General features: G+C 71.4%; 19 protein-coding genes. 7 read left to right on the forward strand and 12 right to left on the reverse strand.

Features of this window, described 5'->3' with window-relative positions; translation table 11 throughout:
• Positions 1–62: 62 nt before the first annotated feature.
• The 5 genes from OGH68_RS29135 to OGH68_RS29155 all read right to left on the reverse strand — a co-directional run bounded on the left by OGH68_RS29135 (position 63) and on the right by OGH68_RS29155 (position 6,517).
• Entirely contained in the window at positions 63–2,192 is a 2,130-nt protein-coding gene (locus tag OGH68_RS29135) for a 3-hydroxyacyl-CoA dehydrogenase NAD-binding domain-containing protein (protein WP_264248048.1), read from the reverse strand.
• Positions 2,189–3,415: a thiolase family protein gene (locus OGH68_RS29140; protein WP_264248049.1), complete on the reverse strand. Its 1,227-nt coding sequence runs from the start codon at positions 3,413–3,415 to the stop codon at positions 2,189–2,191. Before OGH68_RS29140 ends, OGH68_RS29135 begins: the two co-directional genes overlap by 4 nt.
• Before the next feature lie 148 nt (positions 3,416–3,563).
• Positions 3,564–4,850 carry an HRDC domain-containing protein gene (locus tag OGH68_RS29145; protein WP_264248051.1) on the reverse strand — a complete coding sequence of 429 codons (1,287 nt, stop codon included), beginning with the start codon at positions 4,848–4,850 and terminating at the stop codon, positions 3,564–3,566.
• Positions 4,851–4,928: 78 nt separating this feature from the next.
• Positions 4,929–5,591: a helix-turn-helix transcriptional regulator gene (locus OGH68_RS29150; RefSeq protein WP_005310513.1), complete on the reverse strand. Its 663-nt coding sequence runs from the start codon at positions 5,589–5,591 to the stop codon at positions 4,929–4,931.
• Between the two features lie 242 nt (positions 5,592–5,833).
• Positions 5,834–6,517 carry a DUF3000 domain-containing protein gene (locus tag OGH68_RS29155; RefSeq protein ID WP_264248052.1) on the reverse strand — a complete coding sequence of 228 codons (684 nt, stop codon included), beginning with the start codon at positions 6,515–6,517 and terminating at the stop codon, positions 5,834–5,836.
• A 92-nt stretch (positions 6,518–6,609) separates the two neighbouring features.
• Here OGH68_RS29155 and hemE point away from each other — a divergent pair, with 92 nt between their 5' ends.
• Complete coding sequence (gene hemE, locus OGH68_RS29160) at positions 6,610–7,674, forward strand: uroporphyrinogen decarboxylase (protein ID WP_264248055.1); 1,065 nt, start codon at positions 6,610–6,612, stop codon at positions 7,672–7,674.
• Positions 7,675–7,805: 131 nt separating this feature from the next.
• On the opposite strand, the gene OGH68_RS29165 is transcribed toward hemE, so the two are convergent.
• The 3 genes from OGH68_RS29165 to OGH68_RS29175 form a co-directional block, all read right to left on the reverse strand.
• Entirely contained in the window at positions 7,806–7,982 is a 177-nt protein-coding gene (locus OGH68_RS29165) for a hypothetical protein (RefSeq protein ID WP_264248057.1), read from the reverse strand.
• A gap of 101 nt (positions 7,983–8,083) precedes the next feature.
• Positions 8,084–9,478 carry an FAD-dependent oxidoreductase gene (locus OGH68_RS29170; protein WP_264248059.1) on the reverse strand — a complete coding sequence of 465 codons (1,395 nt, stop codon included), beginning with the start codon at positions 9,476–9,478 and terminating at the stop codon, positions 8,084–8,086.
• 28 nt (positions 9,479–9,506) lie between these two features.
• Positions 9,507–10,466: a DUF4349 domain-containing protein gene (locus tag OGH68_RS29175; RefSeq protein WP_264248061.1), complete on the reverse strand. Its 960-nt coding sequence runs from the start codon at positions 10,464–10,466 to the stop codon at positions 9,507–9,509.
• A gap of 130 nt (positions 10,467–10,596) precedes the next feature.
• Between OGH68_RS29175 and hemG the strand changes: the two genes are divergently transcribed.
• Together hemG and hemQ are read left to right on the forward strand one after the other, a co-directional pair.
• Positions 10,597–12,027, forward strand: coding sequence for a protoporphyrinogen oxidase (gene hemG / locus OGH68_RS29180; RefSeq protein ID WP_264248062.1), 1,431 nt, complete (start codon positions 10,597–10,599; stop codon positions 12,025–12,027).
• A 4-nt stretch (positions 12,028–12,031) separates the two neighbouring features.
• Positions 12,032–12,745, forward strand: coding sequence for a hydrogen peroxide-dependent heme synthase (hemQ, locus tag OGH68_RS29185; RefSeq protein ID WP_264248064.1), 714 nt, complete (start codon positions 12,032–12,034; stop codon positions 12,743–12,745).
• A gap of 84 nt (positions 12,746–12,829) precedes the next feature.
• On the opposite strand, the gene OGH68_RS29190 is transcribed toward hemQ, so the two are convergent.
• The 3 genes from OGH68_RS29190 to OGH68_RS29200 all read right to left on the reverse strand — a co-directional run bounded on the left by OGH68_RS29190 (position 12,830) and on the right by OGH68_RS29200 (position 17,215).
• Positions 12,830–14,431 (reverse strand): alpha/beta hydrolase, encoded by a 1,602-nt coding sequence (locus tag OGH68_RS29190; protein WP_264248066.1) that lies wholly within the window; start codon positions 14,429–14,431, stop codon positions 12,830–12,832.
• A gap of 412 nt (positions 14,432–14,843) precedes the next feature.
• On the reverse strand, positions 14,844–16,280 hold the full coding sequence (locus tag OGH68_RS29195) for a DUF692 domain-containing protein (RefSeq protein ID WP_264248067.1): 1,437 nt from the start codon (positions 16,278–16,280) through the stop codon (positions 14,844–14,846).
• Positions 16,281–16,426: 146 nt separating this feature from the next.
• Positions 16,427–17,215, reverse strand: coding sequence for a DUF4142 domain-containing protein (locus OGH68_RS29200; protein WP_264248070.1), 789 nt, complete (start codon positions 17,213–17,215; stop codon positions 16,427–16,429).
• A gap of 358 nt (positions 17,216–17,573) precedes the next feature.
• Here OGH68_RS29200 and OGH68_RS29205 point away from each other — a divergent pair, with 358 nt between their 5' ends.
• From OGH68_RS29205 to OGH68_RS29220, 4 genes are all read left to right on the forward strand, one after another.
• A complete protein-coding gene (locus OGH68_RS29205) occupies positions 17,574–18,302 on the forward strand; it encodes a TetR/AcrR family transcriptional regulator (protein ID WP_264248072.1) in 729 nt (242 codons plus the stop codon).
• Between the two features lie 70 nt (positions 18,303–18,372).
• Positions 18,373–19,527 carry an MAB_1171c family putative transporter gene (locus tag OGH68_RS29210; RefSeq protein WP_264248075.1) on the forward strand — a complete coding sequence of 385 codons (1,155 nt, stop codon included), beginning with the start codon at positions 18,373–18,375 and terminating at the stop codon, positions 19,525–19,527.
• A 327-nt stretch (positions 19,528–19,854) separates the two neighbouring features.
• Positions 19,855–20,298 (forward strand): helix-turn-helix domain-containing protein, encoded by a 444-nt coding sequence (locus tag OGH68_RS29215; protein WP_264248077.1) that lies wholly within the window; start codon positions 19,855–19,857, stop codon positions 20,296–20,298.
• The gene (locus OGH68_RS29220; protein ID WP_264248078.1) at positions 20,295–20,876 is read left to right on the forward strand and encodes a toxin; all 582 of its coding nucleotides are present in this window, start codon (positions 20,295–20,297) and stop codon (positions 20,874–20,876) included. Before OGH68_RS29215 ends, OGH68_RS29220 begins: the two co-directional genes overlap by 4 nt.
• A 10-nt stretch (positions 20,877–20,886) precedes the next feature.
• On the opposite strand, the gene OGH68_RS29225 is transcribed toward OGH68_RS29220, so the two are convergent.
• Positions 20,887–24,363: an aminotransferase class I/II-fold pyridoxal phosphate-dependent enzyme gene (locus tag OGH68_RS29225; RefSeq protein WP_264248079.1), complete on the reverse strand. Its 3,477-nt coding sequence runs from the start codon at positions 24,361–24,363 to the stop codon at positions 20,887–20,889.
• Between the last annotated feature and the right edge of the window lie 19 nt (positions 24,364–24,382).

Genomic DNA, 24,382 nt, shown 5'->3' on the forward strand with positions numbered 1-24,382 from the left:
ATAGAGAACTGCCCCGGCACCGCTTCACGCGGTGTCGGGGCAGTGTCGTGCTCCGGGAAGGGTTACGCGGGCACGCTCGCCACACCCGCATCCAGGAACCGCTTGCCGTTCACGCGCTCCGAGACGCCCTCGCGGTCCAGGTACGGCGTGATGCCGCCCAGGTGGAAGGGCCAGCCGGCGCCGGTGATCAGGCAGAGGTCGATGTCCTGGGCCTCGGCGACGACGCCCTCGTCGAGCATCAGGCCGATCTCCTGCGCGACGGCGTCCAGGACGCGGTCGCGGACCTGCTCCTCGGTCAGGACGGTGTCGCCCTGCTTGAGGAGCGCGGCGACCTCCGGGTCCAGCTCCGGCTTGCCGGAGTCGTAGACGTAGAAGCCGCGCTTGCCGGCCTTGACCACCGCGGCCAGGTTCTCGGAGACCTTGAAGCGCTCCGGGAACGCGCGGTTCAGGGTCTCGGAGACGTGGAGGCCGATGGCGGGGCCGACGAGCTCCAGCAGGACCAGGGGCGACATCGGCAGGCCGAGCGGCTCGACGGCCTTCTCGGCGGTGGCGACCGGGGTTCCCTCGTCGATGACGTTCTGGATCTCACCCATGAAGCGGGTCAGGATGCGGTTCACGACGAACGCCGGGGCGTCCTTGGTGAGGACCGCGGTCTTCTTCAGCTTCTTCGCGACACCGAACGCGGTGGCCAGCGACGCGTCGTCCGTCTTCTCACCGCGGACGATCTCCAGCAGCGGGAGGATCGCGACCGGGTTGAAGAAGTGGAAGCCGACGACCCGCTCCGGGTGCTTCAGCTGGGACGCCATCTCCGAGACCGACAGCGAGGAGGTGTTGGTGGCGAGGATCGCGTGCGCCGGGGCGACCGCCTCGACCTCCGCGAACACCTTCTGCTTGACGCTCATCTCCTCGAACACGGCCTCGATGACGAAGTCCGCGTCCGCGAAGCCCTCGGCCTTGTCGAGCACACCGCTCACCAGGGCCTTGAGGCGGTTGGCCTTGTCCTGGTTGATGCGGCCCTTGCCGAGCAGCTTCTCGATCTCGGCGTGGACGTATCCCACACCCTTGTCGACGCGCTCCTGGTCGATGTCGGTCAGCACGACCGGCACCTCGAGGCGGCGCAGGAACAGCAGCGCCAGCTGGGAGGCCATCAGACCGGCGCCGACGACGCCGACCTTGGTGACCGGGCGGGCCAGCGACTTGTCCGGCGCGCCGGCCGGGCGCTTGGCGCGCTTCTGCACCAGGTTGAAGGCGTAGATGCCGGCGCGCAGCTCGCCGCCCATGATGAGGTCGGCCAGCGCCTGGTCCTCGGCGTCGAAGCCCTTCTGCAGGTCGCCGTCCTTGGCGGCCTCGATGATGTCGAGGGCGCGGTACGCGGCCGGGGCGGCGCCGTGCACCTTCGAGTCGGCGATGAACCGGCCCTTGGCGACGGCCTGGTCCCAGGCCTCGCCGCGGTCGACCTCGGGGCGCTCGACGGCGGTCTCGCCCCTGAGGACGGACGCCGTCCAGACGAGGGACTGCTCCAGGAAGTCGGCGCCTTCGAAGATCGCGTCGGCGATGCCGAGCTCGAAGACCTGCTTGCCCTTGAGCTGCTTGTTCTGGTTGAGCGAGTTCTCGATGATGACCGAGACCGCGCGGTCCGCGCCGATCAGGTTCGGCAGGATCGTGCAGCCGCCCCAGCCGGGGACGAGACCGAGGAAGACCTCGGGCAGCGAGAAGGCCGGGATCGCCTTGGAGACGGTGCGGTACGTGCAGTGCAGACCGATCTCGACGCCACCGCCCATGGAGGCGCCGTTGTAGTACGCGAAGGTCGGCACGGCCAGGCCCGCGAGACGCTTGAAGACGTCGTGGCCGCCCTTGCCGATGGCGAGCGCGTCGGAGTGCTGCTTCAGCAGCTCGACGCCCTTGAGGTCGGCGCCGACGGCGAAGATGAACGGCTTGCCGGTGACACCGACGCCGACGATCGAGCCCTCCGACGCCTCCTTCTCGACCTGGTCGATCGCGGCGTTGAGGTTCGCCAGCGACTGGGGGCCGATGGTGGTCGGCTTGGTGTGGTCCAGGCCGTTGTCCAGGGTGATGAGGGCGAAGCGTCCGGCGCCGCCGGGGAGGTCGAGGTGGCGTACGTGCGCCTGCGTGACGACCTCGTCCGGGAACAGCTCGGCCGCGCCCTTCAGGAGTTCAGCGGTGGTGCTCACTTGTCGCCTCCGGCGTCCTTGTGGTGCGGGTTCTCCCAGATGACCGTGGCGCCCATGCCGAAGCCGACGCACATGGTGGTCAGGCCGTAGCGGACCTCCGGCTGCTCCTCGAACTGGCGGGCCAGCTGCGTCATCAGACGCACACCGGACGAGGCCAGCGGGTGGCCGTACGCGATCGCGCCGCCGTACTGGTTGACGCGGGCGTCGTCGTCGGCGATGCCGTAGTGGTCGAGGAACGCCAGGACCTGGACGGCGAAGGCCTCGTTGATCTCGAAGAGGTTGATGTCCTCGATGGACAGGCCCGCCTTGGCGAGGGCCTTTTCGGTCGCGGGGATCGGGCCGTAGCCCATGACCTCGGGCTCGACGCCGGCGAAGGCGTACGAGACGAGGCGCATCTTGACCGGGAGGTTGTTCTCGCGGGCGAACTCCTCCGAGGCGATGATCGAGGCGGTGGCGCCGTCGTTCAGGCCCGCGGCGTTGCCGGCGGTGACGCGGCCGTGGACGCGGAACGGCGTCTTCAGGCCCGCGAGCGACTCGAGCGTGGTGCCCGGGCGCATCGGCTCGTCGGCGGTGACCAGGCCCCAGCCGGTCTCGCCGGCCTCGGCGCTGGTGCGGCGGACGGACACCGGGACGAGGTCCTGCTGGATCTTGCCGTCGGCGTACGCCTTGGCGGCCTTCTCCTGCGAACGCACGGCGTACTCGTCGGCGCGCTGCTTGGTGATCTGCGGGTAGCGGTCGTGCAGGTTCTCCGCGGTCATGCCCATGAAGAGGGCCGACTCGTCGACGAGCTTCTCGCTGACGAAGCGCGGGTTCGGGTCGACGCCCTCGCCCATCGGGTGGCGGCCCATGTGCTCGACACCGCCGGCGATGACGGCGTCGTACGCGCCGAAGGCGATGGAGCCGGCGACGCTCGTGACGGCGGTGAGCGCACCGGCGCACATGCGGTCGATCGAGTAGCCCGGCACGGACTGCGGCAGACCGGCGAGGATGCCGGCGGTGCGGCCGAGGGTCAGACCCTGGTCACCGATCTGTGTGGTCGCGGCGATGGCGACCTCGTCGATCTTCTTGGGGTCGAGAGCCGGGTTGCGTCGCAGCAGCTCCCGGATGGCCTTCACGACGAGATCGTCGGCGCGGGTCTCGTGGTAGATGCCCTTCGGGCCCGCCTTGCCGAACGGGGTGCGGACGCCGTCGACGAAGACGACGTCCCTGACGGTACGAGGCACGATGGCTCTCCTCCAGGGTGCGGGGTGGCACTGCTGCGGCACGCACGGCTGAGCGTGCGCTTGCTTCCCTCATGCTACTAGTGGGTAACCAAGCTGCACAGTCCCGGAGACCGGAGCGGTGAACGTCACACGTCGGCGCCGCCCTCGCCTACGGTGCCTTCGCGGTCAGCGCCTCTGCCAGCACGGGCGCGACCTGTTCCACCTGCCACGGGCGGGCGGCCAGTTCGGTGAGGGCGTCGGAGACGGACGCCACCGTCACTTCGGACGGCGGCTCCCAGCAGACCCGGCGCACGGTGTCCGGTGTGATCAGGTTCTCCTGCGGCATGTTCAGCTCCTCCGCCAGCGCGGAGACCGCCGCGCGCGCGGCGGACAGGCGGGCCGCGGCGGCCGGGTCCTTGTCCGCCCACGACCGCGGGGGCGGCGGACCGTTCAGCGGCTGGCCGGGCTGGGGCAGCTCCGAGTCCGGCAGCGCCTTCGCCCGCTCGACCGCGGCCTGCCACTGCTCGAGCTGACGCCGCCCCATCCGGTGCCCGAACCCGGGCAGCGCGGTCAGCGCGTGGACGTTCGCGGGCAGCGCGAGCGCGGCCTCGATGATCGCGGCGTCGCCCAGCACCTTGCCGGGGGACACGTCGCGCCGCTGGGCGACCCGGTCGCGGACCGTCCACATCTCCCGTACGACCGCCATCTGGCGGCGGCGGCGCACCTTGTGCATCCCCGACGTGCGGCGCCAGGGGTCACGGCGCGGGGGTGGCGGCGGGGCGGACGCGATCGCGTCGAACTCCTGGCGGGCCCATTCGAGCTTGCCCTGCCGGTCGAGGTCCTTCTCCAGCGCGTCGCGCAGGTCGACCAGCAGCTCCACGTCGAGCGCCGCGTACCGCAGCCACGGCTCGGGCAAGGGGCGGCTGGACCAGTCGACGGCCGAGTGGCCCTTCTCCAGGGCGTACCCGAGGACGCTCTCGACCATCGCGCCGAGCCCGACCCGCGGGTGGCCGCCGAGCCGGCCGGCCAGCTCGGTGTCGAAGAGACGCGTGGGGATCATGCCTATTTCCCGCAGGCACGGCAGGTCCTGGGTGGCGGCGTGCAGGATCCATTCGGCGTCGGCGAGCGCGTCGCCGAGCCCCGACAGGTCGGGGCAGCCGACGGGATCGATGAGCGCGGTGCCGGCACCCTCACGGCGTAGCTGTACGAGGTACGCGCGCTGTCCGTACCGGTAGCCGGACGCCCGCTCGGCGTCGACGGCCACGGGCCCGGTGCCGGCCGCGAAGGCGGCGATCACCTCGGCGAGGGTGTCCTCGTCGGCGACCACCGGCGGGATGCCTTCACGGGGCTCCAGCAGTGGGATCGGCAGCCCTGCGGCAGGGACGTCGTCGTCCGAGGGGGCGCCCCCGGTGGCTCGCAGTGCAGTCTCTGCTGCGGTCTCTTGGGCGTCGGTCACGCGTCAAGGGTATCGGTGAACGGAACGCGCCCGTCGACGGAACGTTCCGTCGACGGGCGCGGGGGAAGTGTCAAGTGATCAGTGGATGATTCCGGTGCGGAGGGCGACCGCCACCATTCCGGCGCGGTCGCCCGTGCCCAGCTTGCGTGCGATACGGGCGAGGTGGCTCTTGACGGTCAGCGCGGAGAGTCCCATGGAGACGCCGATCGCCTTGTTGGACTGGCCCTCCGCGACGAGGCGCAGCACCTCGACCTCGCGGCCGGACAGTTCGCGGTAGCCGCCCGGGTGGCTCGGGGCACCCGGGGGGCGGCGGTGCATACGGTTCGCCGCGGCGCCGATGGGGGCGGCACCGGGGCGGGTCGGGTGGCCGATGTTGGTACGGGTACCGGTGACGACGTAGCCCTTGACACCGCCGGCCAGCGCGTTGCGAACGGCGCCGATGTCGTCGGCGGCCGACAGTGCCAGCCCGTTGGGCCAGCCTGCCGCGCGGGTCTCGGACAGCAGGGTCAGCCCGGAACCGTCGGGCAGATGGACGTCGGCAACGCAAATGTCGCGCGGGTTGCCGACGCGGGGACGGGCCTCCGCGATGGACGACGCCTCGATGACGTCACGGACCCCGAGCGCCCACAGGTGGCGGGTGACGGTGGAACGGACGCGCGGGTCGGCCACGACGACCATGGCCGTCGGCTTGTTCGGGCGGTAGGCGACCAGGCTTGCGGGCTGCTCGAGAAGAACGGACACCAGGCCTCCTGGAAAGGTGCGGGACGGAGCCGGCTCGGGGATGAAGCCGGGGCGAACCGTGCAGTTAGGTCATTGACCTCTTCGGCAGTGAACCCGTCCGCCTTTAGAGAATGATCACGATTTGGTGAGTAATAATTGGGGCAATTCGGACAGGCGATCGATCATCCTGCGAGCGAACCGTTCCAGGCGTCGTTCCTGCGCACGGCCGCGGCCAGTCTCCCGTGCCGCGGCATCGCCCCGGTTCAGGCCTGCTGCGGCCCCCGGCGCTGCGGCAGCGTCACCACGCCCGTCGCGTTGTCCGACGGACCGGCCGGCGACGGGGGCAGACCGGCGACCTGGCAGAGCAGATCGCACCAGGCCACCAGGTGTGCGGCGGTGTCCGGCGCACCACCGGCCCCTTCCCGGGGCGTCCACGACGCACGGATCTCGATCTGCGTCGCCGGACGACGCTCGGCAAGTCCACCGAAATAGTGAGACCCCGCGCGGGTGACGGTGCCGCTCGGCTCCCCGTACGACAGTCCGCGCGCCTCCAGGGCGCCCGTCAGCCACGACCAGCACACCTCGGGCAGCAACGGATCGGCCGCCATCTCCGGCTCCAGCTCCGCCCGCACCAGCGTCACCAACCGGAAGGTGCCCTGCCACGCCTCGTGGCCGGCCGGCTCGTGCAGCAGTACGAGACGCCCGTCCGCGAGATCGTCGTCGCCGTCGACGACCGCAGCCTCCAGCGCGTACGCGTGCGGCGCGAGCCGCTGCGGGGGCCGCGTCGGATCGATCTCGATCTCCGGCCGTAGCCGCGCCGACCGCAGCGCCTCGACCGCCTGACGGAACGCAGGCGGAACGGCACTCGGTTCGGCACCCGGTTCCGCGCTCCCCTTGTCGTCAGCGGTGTTGGAATGATCGGAAAAGTGTCCCTGAGCCGCAGCCATGCCGGGAAGAGTAGGCGGAACGGGGGCTCCGCGCAGGGAGGGACACCCATGCCGGGGCAGGCACTTGCCGCGCACATGCGAAGATTCCATGCGTGAGCGCCAACCACAGCCCCGCGGGCCAGCAGACGAAGACGTACGACTCCGCCTTTCTGAAGGCGTGCCGCCGGGAGCCGGTGCCTCACACGCCCGTCTGGTTCATGCGGCAGGCGGGTCGCTCGCTGCCGGAGTACCTGAAGGTGCGCGAGGGCATCCCGATGCTCGAGTCGTGCATGCGGCCCGACCTCGTCGCGGAGATCACCCTTCAGCCGGTGCGGCGCCACAAGGTCGACGCCGCGATCTACTTCAGCGACATCGTCGTGCCGCTCAAGGCGATCGGCATCGACCTCGACATCAAGCCCGGTGTCGGCCCGGTCGTCGCCGAGCCGATCCGGACGCGCGCCGACCTCGCGCGGCTGCGCGACCTGACGCCCGACGACGTCTCGTACGTCACCGAGGCGATGGGCATCCTGACGGGCGAGCTCGGGGCGACCCCGCTCATCGGGTTCGCGGGCGCGCCGTTCACACTGGCGAGCTACCTCGTCGAGGGCGGGCCGTCGCGCAACCACGAGAACACCAAGGCCCTGATGTACGGCGACCCGCAGCTGTGGGCCGACCTGCTGGACCGCCTCGCGGAGATCACCTCCGCCTTCCTGAAGGTCCAGATCGAGGCGGGCGCGTCCGCCGTACAGCTCTTCGACTCGTGGGTCGGCGCACTGGCCCCCGCGGACTACCGACGCTCCGTGATGCCCGCGTCGGTGAAGGTCTTCGAGGCCGTCGCGTCCTACGGCGTCCCGCGCATCCACTTCGGGGTCGGCACGGGCGAGCTGCTGGGCCTCATGGGCGAGGCGGGCGCGGACGTGGTCGGCGTCGACTGGCGCGTTCCGCTGGACGAGGCCGTGCGCCGGGTCGGCCCCGGCAAGGCGCTCCAAGGAAACCTGGACCCGGCGGTGCTGTTCTCCACGCCGGAGGCGGTGCGCGCGAAGACCCGCGAGGTGCTGGACGCGGCGGCGGGTCTCGAGGGCCACATCTTCAACCTGGGGCACGGGGTGCTGCCGACGACGGACCCGGACGCGCTGACGCGGCTGGTGGCGGATGTGCACGAGTCGACGGCGCGCTGAGACCGGCACCTGAGACCGGCGCCTGATTCCGCGGCCGAGCCGGTCCGGACGCGCCGCTCGCCGACGAAGCCGCGCGGACACACCGCTCGCCGCGGGGCCGGGTCGGCCCCGCGGCGAGCGGTGTCCTTGTCTCAGAAGGGGTACTCGCAGCGGATCAGGTCGTGGCCGGGTGTGCCGTTCACGGTCGTGCCCGTGACGGGCCTGCCGTTGACCGCGCACGTCGTCACGGCGTGGGCGGGGGAGCTCAGGGCGAGTGGTGGGATGACGAGTGAGGCGGCGCAGAGTGCGCGCACTATGTGTCGAATCATGCGTTGGGTTAACCCATGGTGAGCGAATTGCTGCAATTCGTCACCATGAGTGAGCGTGGGCCGTCCGCCTGCTCCGGGAGGACACCCGGCCCCGGGACCGGCTATCCTCCCGCCCGCACCGCTGCCGTCGCCTTGCGGGCCGCCACCTGGACCGGGTCCCAGACGGGGGAGAACGGCGGGGCGTAGCCGAGATCCAGGGCCGTCACCTGCTCGACCGTCAGGCCGGCCGTCAACGCCACGGCCGCGATGTCCACGCGTTTCGCCGCACCCTCCCGGCCCACGATCTGAACGCCCAGCAGACGGCCCGTGCGGCGTTCCGCAAGCATCTTGACCGTCATCGGCGCCGCACCGGGGAAGTAGCCGGCGCGGCTCGTCGACTCGATCGTGGCCGTCACGTACTGCAGGCCCACCTCCCGGGCGTCCTTCTCGCGCAGGCCCGTGCGGGCGATCTCCAGGTCGCAGACCTTGCTGACCGCCGTGCCGACCACGCCCGGGAACGTGCCGTAGCCGCCGCCCGCGTTCGCGCCGATGATCTGGCCGTGCTTGTTGGCGTGGGTGCCGAGCGCGATGTGGCGTTCGCGGCCGGAGACGAGATCCAGGACCTCGACGCAGTCGCCGCCCGCCCAGATGTCGTCGTGGCCGCGTACCCGCATCGCCAGGTCGGTGAGCAGCCCGCCGTGACGGCCCAGCGGCAGGCCCGCCGCGCGGGCGAGGGTGGTTTCCGGCTCGACGCCGAGGCCGAGGACGACCACGTCCGCCGGGTACTCGGCGTCGTCGGTCGCGACCGCCCGGGCCCGGCCGTCGTCGCCGGTCAGGATCGCGGTGACGGCCGTGCCGGAGACCGTCGTGATGCCCATGCCCGACATCGCCTCGTGGACCAGCCGGCCCATGTCCGGGTCGAGGGTGGCCATGGGCTGCTCGCCGCGGTTGACGACCGTGACCTCGTAGCCGTGCTTGAGCAGCGCCTCCGCCATCTCGACGCCGATGTATCCGGCGCCGACGACGACCGCGCGCCGCCCGGCGGCGCGGTCGAGGGTGTCCAGCAGCGCCTGGCCGTCGTCGAGGGTCTGCACACCGTGCACGCCCGGCGCGTCGATGCCGGGCAGCGCGGGACGGACCGGGCGGGCGCCGGTCGCGATGACCAGTTTGTCCCAGCCGGTCCAGGCGTCCTCGCCGGTCTCCAGGTCGCGCGAGCGCACCCGCCGGCCCGCGACGTCGATCTCCGTGACCTCGGTGCGCATCCGCAGATCGATGGACCGCTTGCGGTGCTCCTCGGGCGTCCGCGCGATCAGTTCGTCGCGCTCGCCGACGTCGCCGCTCACCCAGTACGGGATGCCGCACGCCGAGAACGAGCTGAAATGGCCGCGTTCGAACGCGACGATCTCCAGCTCGTCCGGCCCTTTCATCCTGCGTGCCTGCGATGCGGCGGACATGCCCGCCGCATCGCCCCCGATGATCACCAGACGCTCGGTCGCCGGACGCTCCGTCGTTGTCATGGGGAACACGCTACGGGGAACAGGCCGTTCAGTCCTCGGTGACCGGGGGAGCGGCCGGAAGGGGCGACGAGGAGGCCGCGGCCGGGGCCTCTGCCGGCCGCCGGGGCAGCCGGGGCCGCACCAGCCACCGCCACGCCGCGTACAGCACCGCGGCCACCGCCGCGAACGGCGCCACCGCGCCGAGGACCACCGCGGTCCAGCGCAGCGTCGCCACCAGCGCGTCCCAGCCGCCGCCGAGCGCGTCGAGGAAGCCCGGGTCGTCGTCTTCCTTGCCCGCATCCGGTCGTTCCTGTTCCGACAGCGTCAGGGTGATCGTCGCCATCGAGGTGCGGTCCTTCAGCGCGGCCTGCTGCGCCAGCAGCGACTCCAGGTCGGCCTGACGGCTGCTCAGCTCGCCTTCCAGAGTGACGACGTCGGTCAGCTTCGTGGCCCGCTCCATCAGCTCCCGCACCCTGGCCACGCTCGCCCGCTGCGTCGCGATCCGGCTCTCCACGTCCACGACCTGGTCGGTGACGTCCTTGGCGTCCGCCTTGCGGGCCAACAGCTTGCCGGCGCCCGCCAGTTCGCTCAGGACGGAGTCGTACCGCTCCTGGGGGACGCGCAGCACGACCCGGGAGGTGACATGGGTGTCGTCGATCCGTTCCGTGGTCTCGTTCTCCACGTGGCCGCCGGCGTTCAGGGCCGTCGTACGGGCGGCGGCGAGCGCCTTCGTGGCGTCCTTGACCTCCACCTCCAGCGTGGCGGTCCGGATGACGTGCGCCTGCACCGCCGCGGCGGGCTTCGCGGGGCGGCGGTCGGCGCCGCCCTCCGCCGGCTGCCCGGCGGCCTCGTCCGCCGCGTAACCGGAGCCCGCCGCCCCGTCCCTCTCCTGCTGCGCGGCGGGCTTCGCCGCGCTCCGCGCGCTGTCGCCGGAGTCGCCCGCGCCGCACCCCGCGAGGGCGAGCGAGGCGGTGAGAAGCAGCACCGCGGATGTACGTCGTGAACCCATACCGGCCCCCCGGGGGATGTGTGGCGACAAGTCGCAGGTTCGACGTACGACCCGCCTCCGCGGGTTGCCGGAACAAGGTCCCGAACCGGTCACGGTCAGGACTCGGAACGGCGTTTGAGAGAGTTGGACCATGAACGTGGACACACCTGCGCCCCATGTGGTGGTCGTCGGGGGCGGCATCGCCGGTCTCGCCGCCGCGCACCGGCTGCTCGCCTCCGGCGTGCGCGTCACCCTCCTCGAGGCCACCGACCGGGTCGGCGGCAAGCTTCGGTCGGGGGAGATCGAGGGCGTACGCGTGGACCTCGGCGCCGAGTCGATGCTCGCCCGCCGCACCGAGGGCACCGGCCTGGCCCGCGCCGTCGGCCTCGGCGACCGCCTCGAACCGCCGGCGACCGCGACCTCCGCGGTGTGGACCCGCGACGCCCTGCGGCCCATGCCGAAGGGCCATGTGATGGGCGTCCCGGGCGACGCGTCGGCGCTGGCCGGGCTGCTGTCGCCCGAGGGGCTCGCCCGCATCGAACACGAGAAGGACCTCCCGCCGACCGGGATCGGCGACGACGTGGCCGTCGGCGCGTACGTCGCGGAGCGCCTCGGCCGGGAGGTCGTCGACCGGCTCGTGGAGCCGCTGCTCGGCGGGGTGTACGCCGGGGACGCCTACCGCATCTCGATGCGCGCGGCCGTGCCCCAGCTGTTCGAGGCTGCCAGGTCCCACGGCTCGCTGCTCGACGGCGTGCGGGACATCCAGGCCAGGGCCGCCGCCGGGCAGCAGACCGGCGGGCCGGTCTTCATGGGCCTCGACGGCGGCATCGGCACCCTGCCGGGCGCCGTCGCCGACGCCGTGCGCGCGCAGGGCGGCGACATCCGCACCGAAACGCCCGTCCTCGGGCTCGCCCGCGCAGGCGCCGGCTGGCGGGTCCGCACGGACCGGGAGACGCTCGCCGCCGACGCCGTGGTGCTCGCGACGCCCGCCTGGTCCGCGTCCGCGCTCCTCGCCGGCGAGTCACCGGCCGCGGCGGCCGAGCTGGGGCACGTCGAGTACGCCTCGATGGCGCTCGTGACCATGGCGTTCCGGCGCGCCGACGTGACCGGGATGCCGGACGGCAGCGGTTTCCTCGTCCCGCCCGTCGACGGCCGCACCATCAAGGCGTCCACGTTCTCGTCGAACAAATGGGGCTGGGTCGCCCGGGGCGCGGGCGACCTGTTCGTGCTGCGCACCTCCGTCGGCCGCTACGGCGAGGAGCAGGCCCTCGAACGCGAGGACAGCGAGCTCGTCGATGTCTCCCTGGCGGACCTCGGAGCGGCGGTCGGACTCACCGCCGCTCCGGTGGCCTTTGAGGTCACCCGGTGGACGGCCGGTCTGCCCCAGTACCCGGTCGGGCACCTCGCCCGGGTCGCCCGCATCCGTGACGAGATCGCCAAGGTGCCGGGCCTGCGGGTCTGTGGCGCCGTGTACGACGGTGTCGGCATCCCCGCCTGCATCGCGAGCGGGCAGCGTGCCGCCGACGAGATTCTCGCCACGCCGACCCTGGCGCGGGGCACGGACGGCGAGGCGGGACAATAGCCGTATGAGTGCGCCAGAAAAGATCCCGAACGCAGGCAAGAAGGCCAAGGACCTCAACGAGGTCATCCGGTACACGCTGTGGTCCGTCTTCAAGCTGCGCGATGTCCTGCCGGAGGACCGGTCCGGCTACGCCGAGGAGGTCCAGGAGCTGTTCGACCAGCTCGCCGCCAAGGACGTCACCGTGCGCGGCACGTACGACGTCTCCGGCCTGCGCGCCGACGCCGACGTGATGATCTGGTGGCACGCGGAGACCGCGGACGAACTGCAGGACGCGTACAACCGCTTCCGCCGCACCCGCCTCGGCCGCACACTCGAGCCGGTCTGGTCGAACATGGCGCTGCACCGCCCCGCCGAGTTCAACAAGTCGCACATCCCGGCGTTCCTGGCCGACGAGACGCCCCGCAACTACGTCTCCGTCTACCCCTTCGTGCGCTCCTACGACTGGTACCTGCTGCCCGACGAGGACCGCCGCCGGATGCTCGCCGACCACGGCAAGATGGCCCGCGGCTACCCGGACGTGCGCGCCAACACGGTCGCGTCGTTCTCACTCGGCGACTACGAGTGGATCCTGGCCTTCGAGGCGGACGAGCTGTACCGCATCGTCGACCTGATGCGTCACCTGCGTGCCTCCGAGGCCCGGATGCACGTCCGCGAAGAGGTTCCGTTCTACACCGGCCGCCGCAAGGATGTGGCGGACCTGGTGGCCGGGCTCGCGTAGCGTCTCCTCGGCCCCTCAAGAACCTGACGGCCGGGTTTCCGCACCACCGGTGCGGATACCCAGCCGTCCATGTGACCCGGAAGATCAGACGGTGTGCGGCAGCTTCCGCTGCTCCGCCCGCCGGTCCAGCGACACCGGGTCCGGCTCCGGGTGCGGCGCGCATGATGCGCGCCGCACCGGCGTCTCACCCCGCAGCAGGTAGTCCTCCAGATGGTCGTTGACGCAGGTGTTGCGGCCGCCGCCGATACCGTGCGTGCCCGCGTCCTCCTCCGTGATCAGCACGGAACCCGCCAGCCGCCGCTGCAGCTCCAGCGCCCCCGTGTACGGGGTGGCCGCGTCCCGTTCCGCGGCCAGGATCAGCGTGGGCGGCAGCTCTCCCGGCGCGGTGGCGACCTCCAGCGGCCGCTGCCGCGGCGCGGACCAGAACGCGCACGGCAGGTTCATCCACACGTTGTCCCACGTCTCGAACGGCGCGCGCTGCGCCAGCAGCGAGTTGTCGACGTTCCAGGTGAGCCAGTCCTCAGGCCACGGGGCGTCGTTGCACTCGACCGCCGTGTAGACGGCGTTGCCGTTCTCCGCGGCCTTCGCCCTCTTCCGGTCGGGCGCCGCCTGGGCGATCAGCGGCTCCGGGTTGCCCTTCAGATACTCCGACAGCGCGGTGGCGCGCAGCGGCCAGTAGTCGTCGTAGTAGCCGGCTCCGAGGAAGGCCGCGTGCAGCTGGCCGGGGCCGACCGTGCCGCCGGCGGGCTCCTGGGCGAGCCGGGCGCGCGCCTGTTCGTAGCTGTGCGCCACCTCCTCGGCCGTCGTACCCAGGCCGTACGTCTCGTGGTGACGGGCCACCCAGGCGCGGAAGTCGGCCCACCTGCTCTCGAATGCCTCCGACTGGTCCAGGTTGTTGCGGTACCAGATCTGCTTCGGGTCCGGGTTGACCGCGGAGTCGAAGACCATACGGCGCACGTGCGACGGGAACATCGTCGCGTACAGGGCGCCGAAGTACGTCCCGTACGAGGCGCCCACGAAGGTCAGCTTCTGCTCGCCGAGCGCCGCCCGCAGGACATCCAGGTCGCGGGCGTTGTTCAGCGACGTGTAGTGGCGCAGCGCCTCGCCGTTGCGCTTCGCGCAGCCGTCCGCGTACGCCCGCGCCTGTGCGATGCGCTCCTTCTTGTACGAGAGGGACGGGTGGGTCGGGGCCTGTGTGGGCGCCTTGAGGAAGTCCTCCGGGTCCTGGCACGACAGCGGCGCCGACCGGCCGACACCGCGGGGCGCGTAGCCCACGATGTCGTACGCCTCGGCGATCCGCTTCCACTCGGGCAGCTCGGCCGCCAGCGGGAAGGTCATGCTGGAGGCGCCGGGGCCGCCGGGGTTGTAGACGAGTGCGCCCTGCCGCTCGGACTTCCTACCGCTCGCGGGAACGCGGCTGACGGTCAGTTCAATCTGACGCCCCGACGGGTCGGCGTAGTCGAGCGGGACCTTGACGGTGCCGCAGCGGACCGAATCGGGCAGCTTCTCGACGGCGGGGCAGCGGCCGAAGTCGATGCCGGCCGCGGCGGCGCGCTCGGCGGCCACCACGGTGCCGCGGGACTCGGCGGTGGTGGTGGTCGTTCCGTCTGCGGGGGCAACGGTGACCGAGGTCAGGACCAAGGAACTGAGGCCCGCCACGGCCCCGTACTTCGCGGATGTTCGCATCGCGTTCCCTTCGTGCGCGGGCGGCCGGGCGACGGCCACGGGACGAAAGGGATCTTCGGCAGGCGCGGTTCACGAAGTAAAGCACCGGCTCGGCGGTTTCGGGGTGATTGACCCCGATGCCGGTCGCTCATGACCCGCCGCCGCGGAAGCCGGAGCCGGAGCCGGGGGACGAGCCGGCGGCCGGCCCCCCCGGGCCGCCGGCCGCAGTACGCACGAGCCCCCGGGCCCCGGCGAGCGCAGCGTGGACGACCCTGGGTAGGGCCGTCCGCGAGGAAGGCCGCCTCGCGGACGTCGCGCACGTGCGCCGCGGTGGAGCGGGCGGCGGGCCGGGGCGGACCTCGACGATCCGCAAGGACGGACGGGACGCCGACGGTGAGAGGCACGGCGTCGCACGCGAGCAGCGTCGCCCCGCTCACCTCCCCGCGAGCGCGGCGCGTGCCGCCCTCACCAGCCGGGTCGCCCGGCCCGGCGGCCGTGAGGCTGCCCGCTCCCGCCACCAGAGCGTCAGCTCGCGGCGGGCCTCGGCGTCCGCGACGCCCCCGGTCGACAGCAGGTGCTCGGCGAACTCGAGGGCGTCGCGCCGGTAGCCGGCGTGCATGGGACGGTTCCCGGCGTACGCGAGGAACGCCGGACGGTAGCCCGTGCCGAGGATCTCCGGCAGCTCGGGCGCGATCTTCGCGACGACGTCCGCCCGCTTGGCGGCGAGCGCGCGGCTCTGTACGCGCAGGCGGCGTCCGTCGAAGCCCTGGGGGGCGGGGGTGCCCGCGACGAGCGCGGACAGCAGCGCGGTCTGCGCGAGCGCGAGGCGCTGGCGGGTGGGTACGGGTGCGCCTGCGGCGGGCCTGTTCCCCACCTCGTGCCTTCCCGACCCGGGAGCTCTGCCCCCGGACCCCCGCGCCTCAAACTCCGGCGGGGCTGCAGTGCAGCCCGGCTGGGGGTCCCCCCACGCCGCCGGGCGTGGGGGGAGGAGGCCGGTTTCGGGAAGGGGCGGGGTGGGGGAGACGCATCGCGCAGCGGTCAGGGCACCACCCGCCGCCGTCAGCGTCGACCGGATCGTGGCCAGTTCACGCTCCAGCTCCGCCCCGGCCGGAAAATCGTCGTCGCGCTCCAGCAGCACCCCCGGCGGGTCAACCCTCGCGCGGAGGGCCGACAACACGTCCAGCACCGGCTGTGTCACCGGGTGCGCGTGCGTGTCGTGCCAGACGCCGTCGCGTTCGATGCCGCCCGCCACATGGACGTAGGCGATCGCCTCGACCGGGAGTTCGTCCAGCGCGGCCGACGGGTTCTCCCCGCGGTTGACGTGGTTGGTGTGCAGGTTGGCCACGTCGATCAGCAGCCGTACGCCGGTCCGTTCGACGAGTTCCGCGAGGAACTGGCCCTCGGTGAGCTCCTCGTCCGGCCAGGAGATCAACGCCGCGATGTTTTCCAGCGCCAGCGGCACCGGCAGCGAGTCCTGTGCGATGCGCACGTTCTCGCACAGCACCTCCAGCGCGTCCCAGGTGCGGGGGACGGGCAGCAGATGGCCCGCCTCCAGCACGGGGGATGCGGTCAGTGCGCCTCCTGCCCGTACGAACGCGATGTGTTCGGTGACCAGCGGGGCGTCGAGTGCTTCCGCCCTCTCGGCCAGATCCGCCAGCCGCCGCGGCGAGGGCCGGTCCGCGCCGCCGAGACCGAGGGAGACGCCGTGCGGGACGACGCGGACGCCGCGTGAGCGCAGCCGGAGCAGCGCGGGCGGCAGATGGCCGGGGCAGACGTTCTCCGCGACGACCTCCACCCAGTCGAGTCCCGGCAGCCGCTCCACCGTTTCCGCGATCTGAGGCCGCCAGCCGATCCCGATCCCGAGTTCCATGGTCCCCCTCCTCCGCTCACGCCCGACGTGGGACGGTGCTGGGGTCATGGCCCCGTCACGGCGAGGTGAATCCGGAGGAGGGGACGTTCAGAGGTTCATTTGAGGTTCCGGCCCGCCCGAAAAGCAGGCCGCCGGGACCGTGCCCGTCAGCCCGCCGGGACGGGGTCCTGGGGCGCCGGGCGGTCGGTGTTGATCGCGGTGGGCGCACCCGGCTGCGGGGTGGGACGGGACGTGAACGACTGGTCGCCCGTCGGTGTGACCGCAGGCGGCGACGGGGGCAGGTTGCCGTCCGGCGGCGGCGGGCCGCTCGGGCTGGCCGTCGCGGTCGCGGCGGCACCGTTGGCGATCTGGTCGAAGTCGACGCGGCCGGTCTGCTCCAGCATGGTGATGTGGTCGAGCACCGTCTGGTTGGCGTCCGTGGCGAGCTGCCGGATCAGCGTGTTGCGGGTGGTGTGCCTGACCTCGGCGATCAGCGCGAACACCTTGCCGTGCGCGGTCCGCAGGATCTGCGCGAACTTGCGCTCGTACTCCTCGCCCTGTGCCGCGGACAGCTCCCGCAGCCAGCCCTGCTGCTGCTCGGTGGGCTGGTTGGGCAGCTCGACGCCGAGTTGCGCGGCGACGTTGCGCGCCCGCTCGTCCAGGTCCGTGTGGCCGACGACGAGGTGGTCGCCGGCTGCCTTGATGGCCTCCGTGGGCGCGCGTTCGATCGCCTGCTGCCCGGCGGGCAGCTCCCACAGTCCGGCCAGCCGTACCTTGACCAAGAAGTCGCGGTCGGTGGCCGACAGCGGCCCCCACTGGGTTGCCACGCTCGAGGCGTTGAGATTGTCCTGACCGGTGCCGGAACGGTCGGCGTAGGACCACACGGGGAAGGCGAGTGCGCCGACCGTGACGACCAGGGCCGCGATGATGAGTGCTGTTCCGTTGATGCGCCGCAACAATGTGCCTCCAGAGCCGATGCGTTACACGGCAACCAATCGCCCTGCTGAACGGCCGGTCAGCCCGCCGGCGACAGCCGGTTCGGCTCGCCGGCCCGGCCGCCGGTCGAACTTAGCCGGTCAAACTACTGGGCGATACCGGGGAGTACGCAACCGGGGCCCGGAACGTTCAACACGGCGGATCGTGGTACCCCTACCCGCCGGTGGACCGTCAACCGCAGCCGGATGGCGACCGTTCCGTCGACCGGAGGGCACCGTTTCCACGGTCGTACGGTCGAGTGTCCGGATCACAGCGCAGGGCCGAGGCTCTCGGGCGCCTGCCTCACGGTCGTTGTGCGTCGGCAGGTACGGTCTGGTCATGGTTACTTCCGGAGCAAGCGACACCGATGAGAACACCGGGGCGCGGTCGGCCACCAAGGCCGCGGCGCGGCAACTGCTCGCGAAACTGGGGGCCGGGGGACTGTCCCTGGACGCCGTTGCCCGGAGCAGCGGTCTTGCCGTCACCGATGTGGAAGCCGTCTTCCCTCATCGGGACGACCTGCTGACCGCGCTGGTCATCGACGCCTACAACGAGTCCGGTGCCGCGATGGAGGCGGCCGATCAGGCCGCCTCGGACGCCCGGGCATCGGCGGGCGCACGGCTCCTCGCGGCTACTCGCGCCCTGCGGCAGTGGTCCTTCGACAACCCCGCCGAGTTCGCACTCATCTACGGCTCGCCCATTCCGGATTACCACGCCCCGCAGGACACGGTCCCGCCCGCCTCGCGCACCCCCGCGGTCCTTGCCGGCATTGTGCGTTCGGGTCTGGAGGCCGGGGAACTCACGCCACCGCGGCGGGCGGTGCCCGGACCTCCGTTGCTGCGGCCCGAGGCCGTGGAGCTCTTCGGCGGCCTGCCCGAGGCACCATTCTCGGACATCATCGAGCGCGGCATCGTGCTGTGGAGCAATCTGATCGGGCTCCTGGTCTTCCAGGTCTTCAGCCGTACGCACGACAGCGTCAGGGACGAGACCGCGTTCTTCGACTACGCCATCGCCGTGGCGGCCGAGAGCGTCGGACTCGTGGTTCCCCCGGGCGAGACCTCCGACTGATCCATCCACCGTTGAACTGCCTTTCGCTGAACCGTCTTACGCGTGCGCGGCTCCTGCAGGGAATCAGGCTGTGAACACCACTAGAACCCTCCTGTTCGTCATCTCGGCGCTCTCCTCGTACGCCGCGCTCGGCTACCGGCTGTCCCAAGTCCGGCGCAGCTGGCGGGACAGCGCCTACCGCGCACTGGTCGTCACGCTGGTGTTCCAGTGCCTCACGTTCACGATGGGGGCGGTGGCCATGGGAGGCGACAGCTTCCTGGGCGTCGGCAACCTCGCCATCCTGCTGATGCACCTGTCGGCGGTCGCCTTCTGCGTCAGCGCGCAAATCATCCTGCTGCGCTGGGCCACCGCCGACGAGGTGGCGATACGCAGGACCCGCTACTGGGTGATCACCGGCATCGCCCTGAACGTACTCCTTGCGGCTCTGTTCCTTCTCGCCGACGGTCCCGGCCGGCCGGCTTCGGACTTCGACGGCACGGACCGGCCGCTGGTCCTCACCTACCTGCTGTTCTTCGTCGTGTCCCAGGCGGTTCCGTGCGTCACCATCTTCCGCCAGTGCGGCCCCTACGCCCGTATGACCGACAACGCCTCGCTGCGCCAGGCCCTGCGGCTGCTGTCCGTCGCCGCGGTGATCCTCTTCCTCTACTGCACGGCCAGGGCGGTCAACATCCTCACCGGTGCGGCAGGGATCGACATCGGAGTCTGGCGGGTCGCCGCTTCCGTCTTCAGTGCGGTGGGCATCGTCGTTCTCTCTCTCAGCCTGACCCTGCCCTCGTGGGGCCCTTCGGCGGCCAAGCTCCTGGCATGGGCGCGTAGTTACCGGTCGTACCGGGCGCTGTACCCGCTCTGGCGGGACCTGTACGAGGCCTCCCCGGACATCGTCCTGGAGCCGCCCGGGACTTCGGTCTCCGACCTCGACTACCGCCTGCACCGGCGGGTCGTCGAAATACGTGACGGATGGCGGGACCTGCGCCCCTATATCGACCGCAGCACCACCAACGGTGCTGCCCGACCGGGCTCGAGTGCGAGCGAGGAGGCCCGTCAGGCGTTCACCGAAGCAGCGCAGATCAGACAGGCGCTGCACGCCAAGCGAACCGGCACCGTGCCCGACGACAACGCGGACGCCGGCGACTTCGAAGACCGCGATACGGACAACTTCACCGCGGAAGTAGCCTGGCTCACCCAAGTCTCGGTCGCCTACAGTAAGCTCGGCGACGCGAGTTGAGAGCTCCCGCCCGGTCCGCATCCCCCGTCGGACCGGGCGGGCTTGTTCCCCCGATTTCCCCCGTTCCCCCGTTCCCCGTTTCTCCTCGGCCGGGGCGGGCGCGCCTCCACCCCGGCCGGCCTGGCCCACCACGTTCCCGAGAGCCGGACCGACATCGCCGACCGGCCGGCCGCCAACTTGACCACCCCCGTAAGCCAAGTTAGCTGACAGCTATCGGCGGTTCCCAACGTTGGCGGACTCTCGGTCAATTGTCAACTGCTCGCTAATCTGCGAAACTTGGAAATAGCCGAGGGCTATGCCGAGGAGGTGACGGGAGGGAGATTCACCATGTCCGAGACCGAGGACCGGCCGCTGCTTGCGGTGCGTCTGGACGACCTCTTCAAGACGGTTCGCCCGAAGGGCCGGCACTGGACCAATGCCGAGGTGGCGGAGGAGCTGAAGCGGGCACACCCCGAACTCAAGGTCGGTGGTGTGTATCTGTCGCAGTTGCGGACGGGCAAGCGCTCCAACCCTTCCCCCGACCTACTGGCTGCCCTGGCCCGCTTCTTCGGTGTGTCGGTTGCCTACTTCTTCGACGAAGAGGTCGCCCAGTCGGTGCTCGGCGAGGTCGCCGCCATCGAGGCACTGCGGCAGGCCGGGGTCCGTTCCGTGGCCATGCGCGCGGCCGGGATGAAGAAGGAGAACCTCCAGGCCATCACGGCCATCATGGATCAGTACCGGCACATGCAGGGTCTTCCGCCCGTCGCCGACCCCCCGTCGGAGGCGGAGTGAGAGGTACGAGGAAGGAACGGTCGGCCGAACAGGACCGCCACAGTCAGCTCAAGAGGCTCCGCAGGACCGGCGCGCAGCGACTCGCCGAACTCGAGCTGCCGGAGGTGGCCGATGTGGCCGAGCTGTGCCGCCATCTCGGAGAGATCCGCGACCGCCCGATCACGTTGGTCCCGATGCAGATGCCCGCGTCGCATCCGTGCGGGATGTGGGTCGCCGCACGCGACGAGGACCTCGTCTTCTACGACGCCAACACGACCAGCGCGCATCAGGAGCACATCATCTTGCATGAGCTGGGCCACATCATCTGCTGTCATCGGGGCGCGGGCCTGCTGGACGAGGCGACCGCCCGGCTCCTCTTCCCCAACCTCGACCCCGACCTCGTACGCGACATGCTCCTGCGCGCGACCTACGACGACGTTCAGGAACAGGAGGCGGAGATCATCGCCTATCTGCTCTCCCAACGAGTGGGCGGCACCGGGCGACAGCCCGGCGACGCTCCCCCTGCCGAGGAAGCGGCGGGCCGCGCGGACTCCGGAAAGAACGCCATGCTCAGCCGGATCGAACGCACCCTGATCTGACGTGAGTCAATTACTCCGTGGCGGATGCCACCTCCTCGGCCAGGATCGACACGGTCCTGCGGATGTCGTCCTCGCCGTGTTCGCTGGTGACGAAGAACCGCAGCCGCGCGAGGCCCTCCTCCACGGCGGGATGGAAGATCGGATCTGCGATGACGCCCCGGTCGAAAAGCCGGTCCGCGACACGCAAGGTCTTCGTCGAGCTGCCGAGAAGGCACGGAACGATCGGTGTGTGGGCACTGGATCCCGTCGGCAGACCGGCCGAGGCGGCAAGGCCGAGGAAGAGCTCCGCGTTGCGCCGCAGAGCACGCACCCGGTGCGGTTCCGCGGCGATCAGCTCGGCGGCGGCCAGCGCCGCGGCCGCGTTGGCCGGGGTCAGGCCGACGCTGTAGACGAAGCCCGGCAGTGTGTGACGCAGCCACCGCACCATCCGGGCCGAGCCGCCGAGGTAGCCGCCGCAGCCGGCGAATGCCTTGGAGAGGGTGCCCATCCAGAGATCCACGTCGGACCGGACGACGCCGTGGAACTCGCCGACGCCGCGGCCGCTTTCGCCCACGGTGCCGATGCTGTGCGCCTCGTCGACCATCAGCAAGGCGCCGTAGCGTTTCTTCAGTTCGATCAGGCCGGGCAGGTCGACGAGATCGCCGTCCATGCTGTAGGCACCCTCGACGGCGATCAGCACCCGCCTGAACCGGGACCGGTTGATCCGCAGCAGGTGCTCCAGGTGGCCGAGGTCGTTGTGGGCGAACGGGCGCCGCGCCGCGCCGGACAGAGCGCAGCCCTGCAGGATGCTGTCGTGGGCGAGCGCATCGTGGACGACGAGGTCCCCCGCGCCGACCAGATGCCCTATCGCGGTGACGTTCGTGGCATGGCCGCTCACCAGCGTCAGGCAGTCCTCGACGCCGAGGAAGTCGGCGAGAGTCCGCTCGAGTCCTACCGTCAGGTCCCGTTCACCGGAGAGCACACGGCTCGCGGAGACCGAGGTCCCGTACCGGTCCACTGCCCGGTGCACGGCCTCGTTGACCGCCGGATGGCCGGAGAGCCCCAGGTAGTTGTAGCTGCCGAAGGAGACGTACGACCGGCCGCCGATCACCGTCGTGGCGCGGATGTTGCCCTCGTGGACCCGGAAGTACGGGAAGTCCGCACCACTGCCGGTGATCGCGCTCAAGCGCTCCTCGAACTGCCGCACCTCCGGGAAGTCATCGACGCATGCGGCGTCGGGGCCCCAAGCGGCCGGTGTCTCCTGCGGCAGGGGTTCACCGGGGATCGGTGCCTCCGTGAGCCAGGGGGTGGCCAGCGCGATCAGCCGCTCGATGGTGAGGCCCGGCGAGAACATCTCCTCGGTGCGGAAGCCCGGTATCCGCTTGCCGATGTTGACCTCCAGCTCCTGCAGCATCAGGGAGTCGAAGCCGAGATCGGTGACCAGCGACATCCGCTCGCTCAGGTCGGAGAGGGGGAAGACTCCGGCCCGCGACACCTCTTCGAGCACGATGGATACGGCGGATGCGGCACCGTCTCGTGCCGCCGCGGGGACGGCCGCGGGCGCCGCCGCGGGCGACTCGACCGGAGCGGGCTCGTCCTCTCCCACCGCGTCAGGAGTGTGGGAGGTGTCCCCGCTCTCGCGAGCCGACTCGTCCACCGCCCAGTGGTGGCGGGGGGCGAGCGGACTCGGCGGCAGGGTGCACGGGGGTATTCGCTCCGTCACCGGACGCAGCCCCGGGCCGGTGACCGCGCGCCACGCGAGCTCGGTCAACGCGGCGGTGCGCGCCTCGACGGACAGCGCGTCCGGTGCGGGTACAGCGACCTCCGAGGGTTCCCCCGGGGACACCGTGCCGGCCACCTGCCCCGGCCCGAGCTCTCCCGTACGGCCCGCGGCCAGGCTCTCGGCCGCCGCGGTCAGCCTGGCGACCGCGTCAGCGGTGTCCTCCGCCACCAGCGCAAGGCGTTCGGCGAAGGGAGCCCGGTGCGCCAGGGTGGCCGCCACCTGGGCCGTCGGCAGCTGATCGGCGGCCATGGTGCGCGCCAGCTCCCCGGCGTAGCGGGCGAGGCCGGCCCGGTCACGGGCGCTGAGGACCAGGAGGTGCGGCCCCGCGTCCGGCGCGGGGATGCCCGGTGCCGTGGTGCATTCCTCCACCACCAGATGGACACCCGTGCCGCCGAAGCCGAACGCGCTCACTCCCGCCCGGCGCGGCTGTCCGGACTCCGGCCACGGGACCGCCTTGGTCGGGACGGTCAGGTGCGCGCTGTCGAGACCGGAGCTGTCGGCCAGATCGAACTCCGGCTGCGGCGGTATCACTCCCCGGTGCACCGCCAGGACGGTCTTGATCAGTCCCGCCATCCCTGCGGCGTTGAGGGAGTGGCCGACCACCGCCTTGACCGCGCCGAAGAAGGCGGGTGCGCCGTGCTCGCCACGCAGCTCACGCAGCACACCGACCTCGACGGGATCGCCGACCGCGGTCCCGGTGCCATGGGCCTCCAGATACCCCGTCGCATCCGGGGCGAGGCCGGCATCCCGGTAGGCCCGGCGCAACGCCCGGAGCTGACCGGACGGCTGAGGATTCATGCCACCGTGCACGGTCCCGTCGTTGGCCGTTCCCACGCCCCGGATCACCGCATAGACCCGGTCGCCTGCCGCCAGCGCGTCGGCCAGGGGGCGCAGGACCAGGACCCCGGCGCCCTCTCCCAGGACGAAGCCGTCGGCCTCCGCGCCGAACGGCAGGCACCTGCCGCTGCGCGAGATGGCGCCGACCCGGCACAGTCCCACCAACAGGTCCGGGGTCAGGATGAGTTGGGCGCCGCCCGCGAGTGCGATACGGCATCGTCCCGCGCGCACGGCGTGCACGGCGTTGGCCACGGCCATGAGTCCACCGGAGCATGCCGAGTCCAGCGCATAGCTCTCGCCGTGCAGATCGAACACCGAACTGATCATGTTCGGACCCATGTTGAGCAGGAGCCCGGACACGGATGTGCCATGCAGTCCGTCGACCGCACGAACCGTCCGGGCCCACCGAGGGTCGGCCATCCGTGCCCCGAACTCCCCGCCGGCCAGCTGACGCATCCGGATCTGCACTGTGCTGATCTCGCGGTAGCCGCTCTCGGTGAGCGACGTGATCACCGAGGTCTCCTCGCGGTCGAAGCCCTCGGCCTCCCACCCCGCGTCCTGGATCGCCTCGCGGGCGAGGTCGACGAGAAGGCGGTGTTGCGGGTCCATCGACCGGGCCCGCCGTGGCGGGATGCCGTAGTGCGACGCGTCGAAGTGACCCACGTCCGGCAGCAGCGCCATGGTGTCCGTATAAGCCGCGGACGTGTCACGGAAGTTGTCGCTGAGGAAGGCGCCGCTGCGCCACCGCGAGTCCGGAACGGTGGCGAACTGCGCCTTCGGCGCCTCCAGGAGCCGCCAGTACTGGCTCACATTCCGCGCGCCGGGAAAGCGGCAGGCCATTCCCACGATCGCGACGTCATCACGCCGCGCTCCCGCTGAATCCGCCATGGAATCCGTCCCTGTCAGA

Source organism: Streptomyces peucetius (assembly GCF_025854275.1).
GTDB classification, from domain to species: Bacteria; Actinomycetota; Actinomycetes; order Streptomycetales; family Streptomycetaceae; genus Streptomyces; species Streptomyces peucetius_A.

Coding starts and splice junctions, on each gene's coding strand:
- OGH68_RS29170 (WP_264248059.1), bottom strand. CDS start 9,478: ATGACAACGACGGAGCGTCCGGCGACCGAGCGTCTGGTGATCATCGGG.
- OGH68_RS29155 (WP_264248052.1), bottom strand. CDS start 6,517: ATGGCTGCGGCTCAGGGACACTTTTCCGATCATTCCAACACCGCTGAC.
- OGH68_RS29215 (WP_264248077.1), top strand. CDS start 19,855: ATGTCCGAGACCGAGGACCGGCCGCTGCTTGCGGTGCGTCTGGACGAC.
- OGH68_RS29190 (WP_264248066.1), bottom strand. CDS start 14,431: ATGCGAACATCCGCGAAGTACGGGGCCGTGGCGGGCCTCAGTTCCTTG.
- OGH68_RS29165 (WP_264248057.1), bottom strand. CDS start 7,982: ATGATTCGACACATAGTGCGCGCACTCTGCGCCGCCTCACTCGTCATC.
- OGH68_RS29205 (WP_264248072.1), top strand. CDS start 17,574: ATGGTTACTTCCGGAGCAAGCGACACCGATGAGAACACCGGGGCGCGG.
- hemQ (WP_264248064.1), top strand. CDS start 12,032: ATGAGTGCGCCAGAAAAGATCCCGAACGCAGGCAAGAAGGCCAAGGAC.
- OGH68_RS29225 (WP_264248079.1), bottom strand. CDS start 24,363: ATGGCGGATTCAGCGGGAGCGCGGCGTGATGACGTCGCGATCGTGGGA.
- OGH68_RS29195 (WP_264248067.1), bottom strand. CDS start 16,280: ATGGAACTCGGGATCGGGATCGGCTGGCGGCCTCAGATCGCGGAAACG.
- OGH68_RS29175 (WP_264248061.1), bottom strand. CDS start 10,466: ATGGGTTCACGACGTACATCCGCGGTGCTGCTTCTCACCGCCTCGCTC.
- hemG (WP_264248062.1), top strand. CDS start 10,597: ATGAACGTGGACACACCTGCGCCCCATGTGGTGGTCGTCGGGGGCGGC.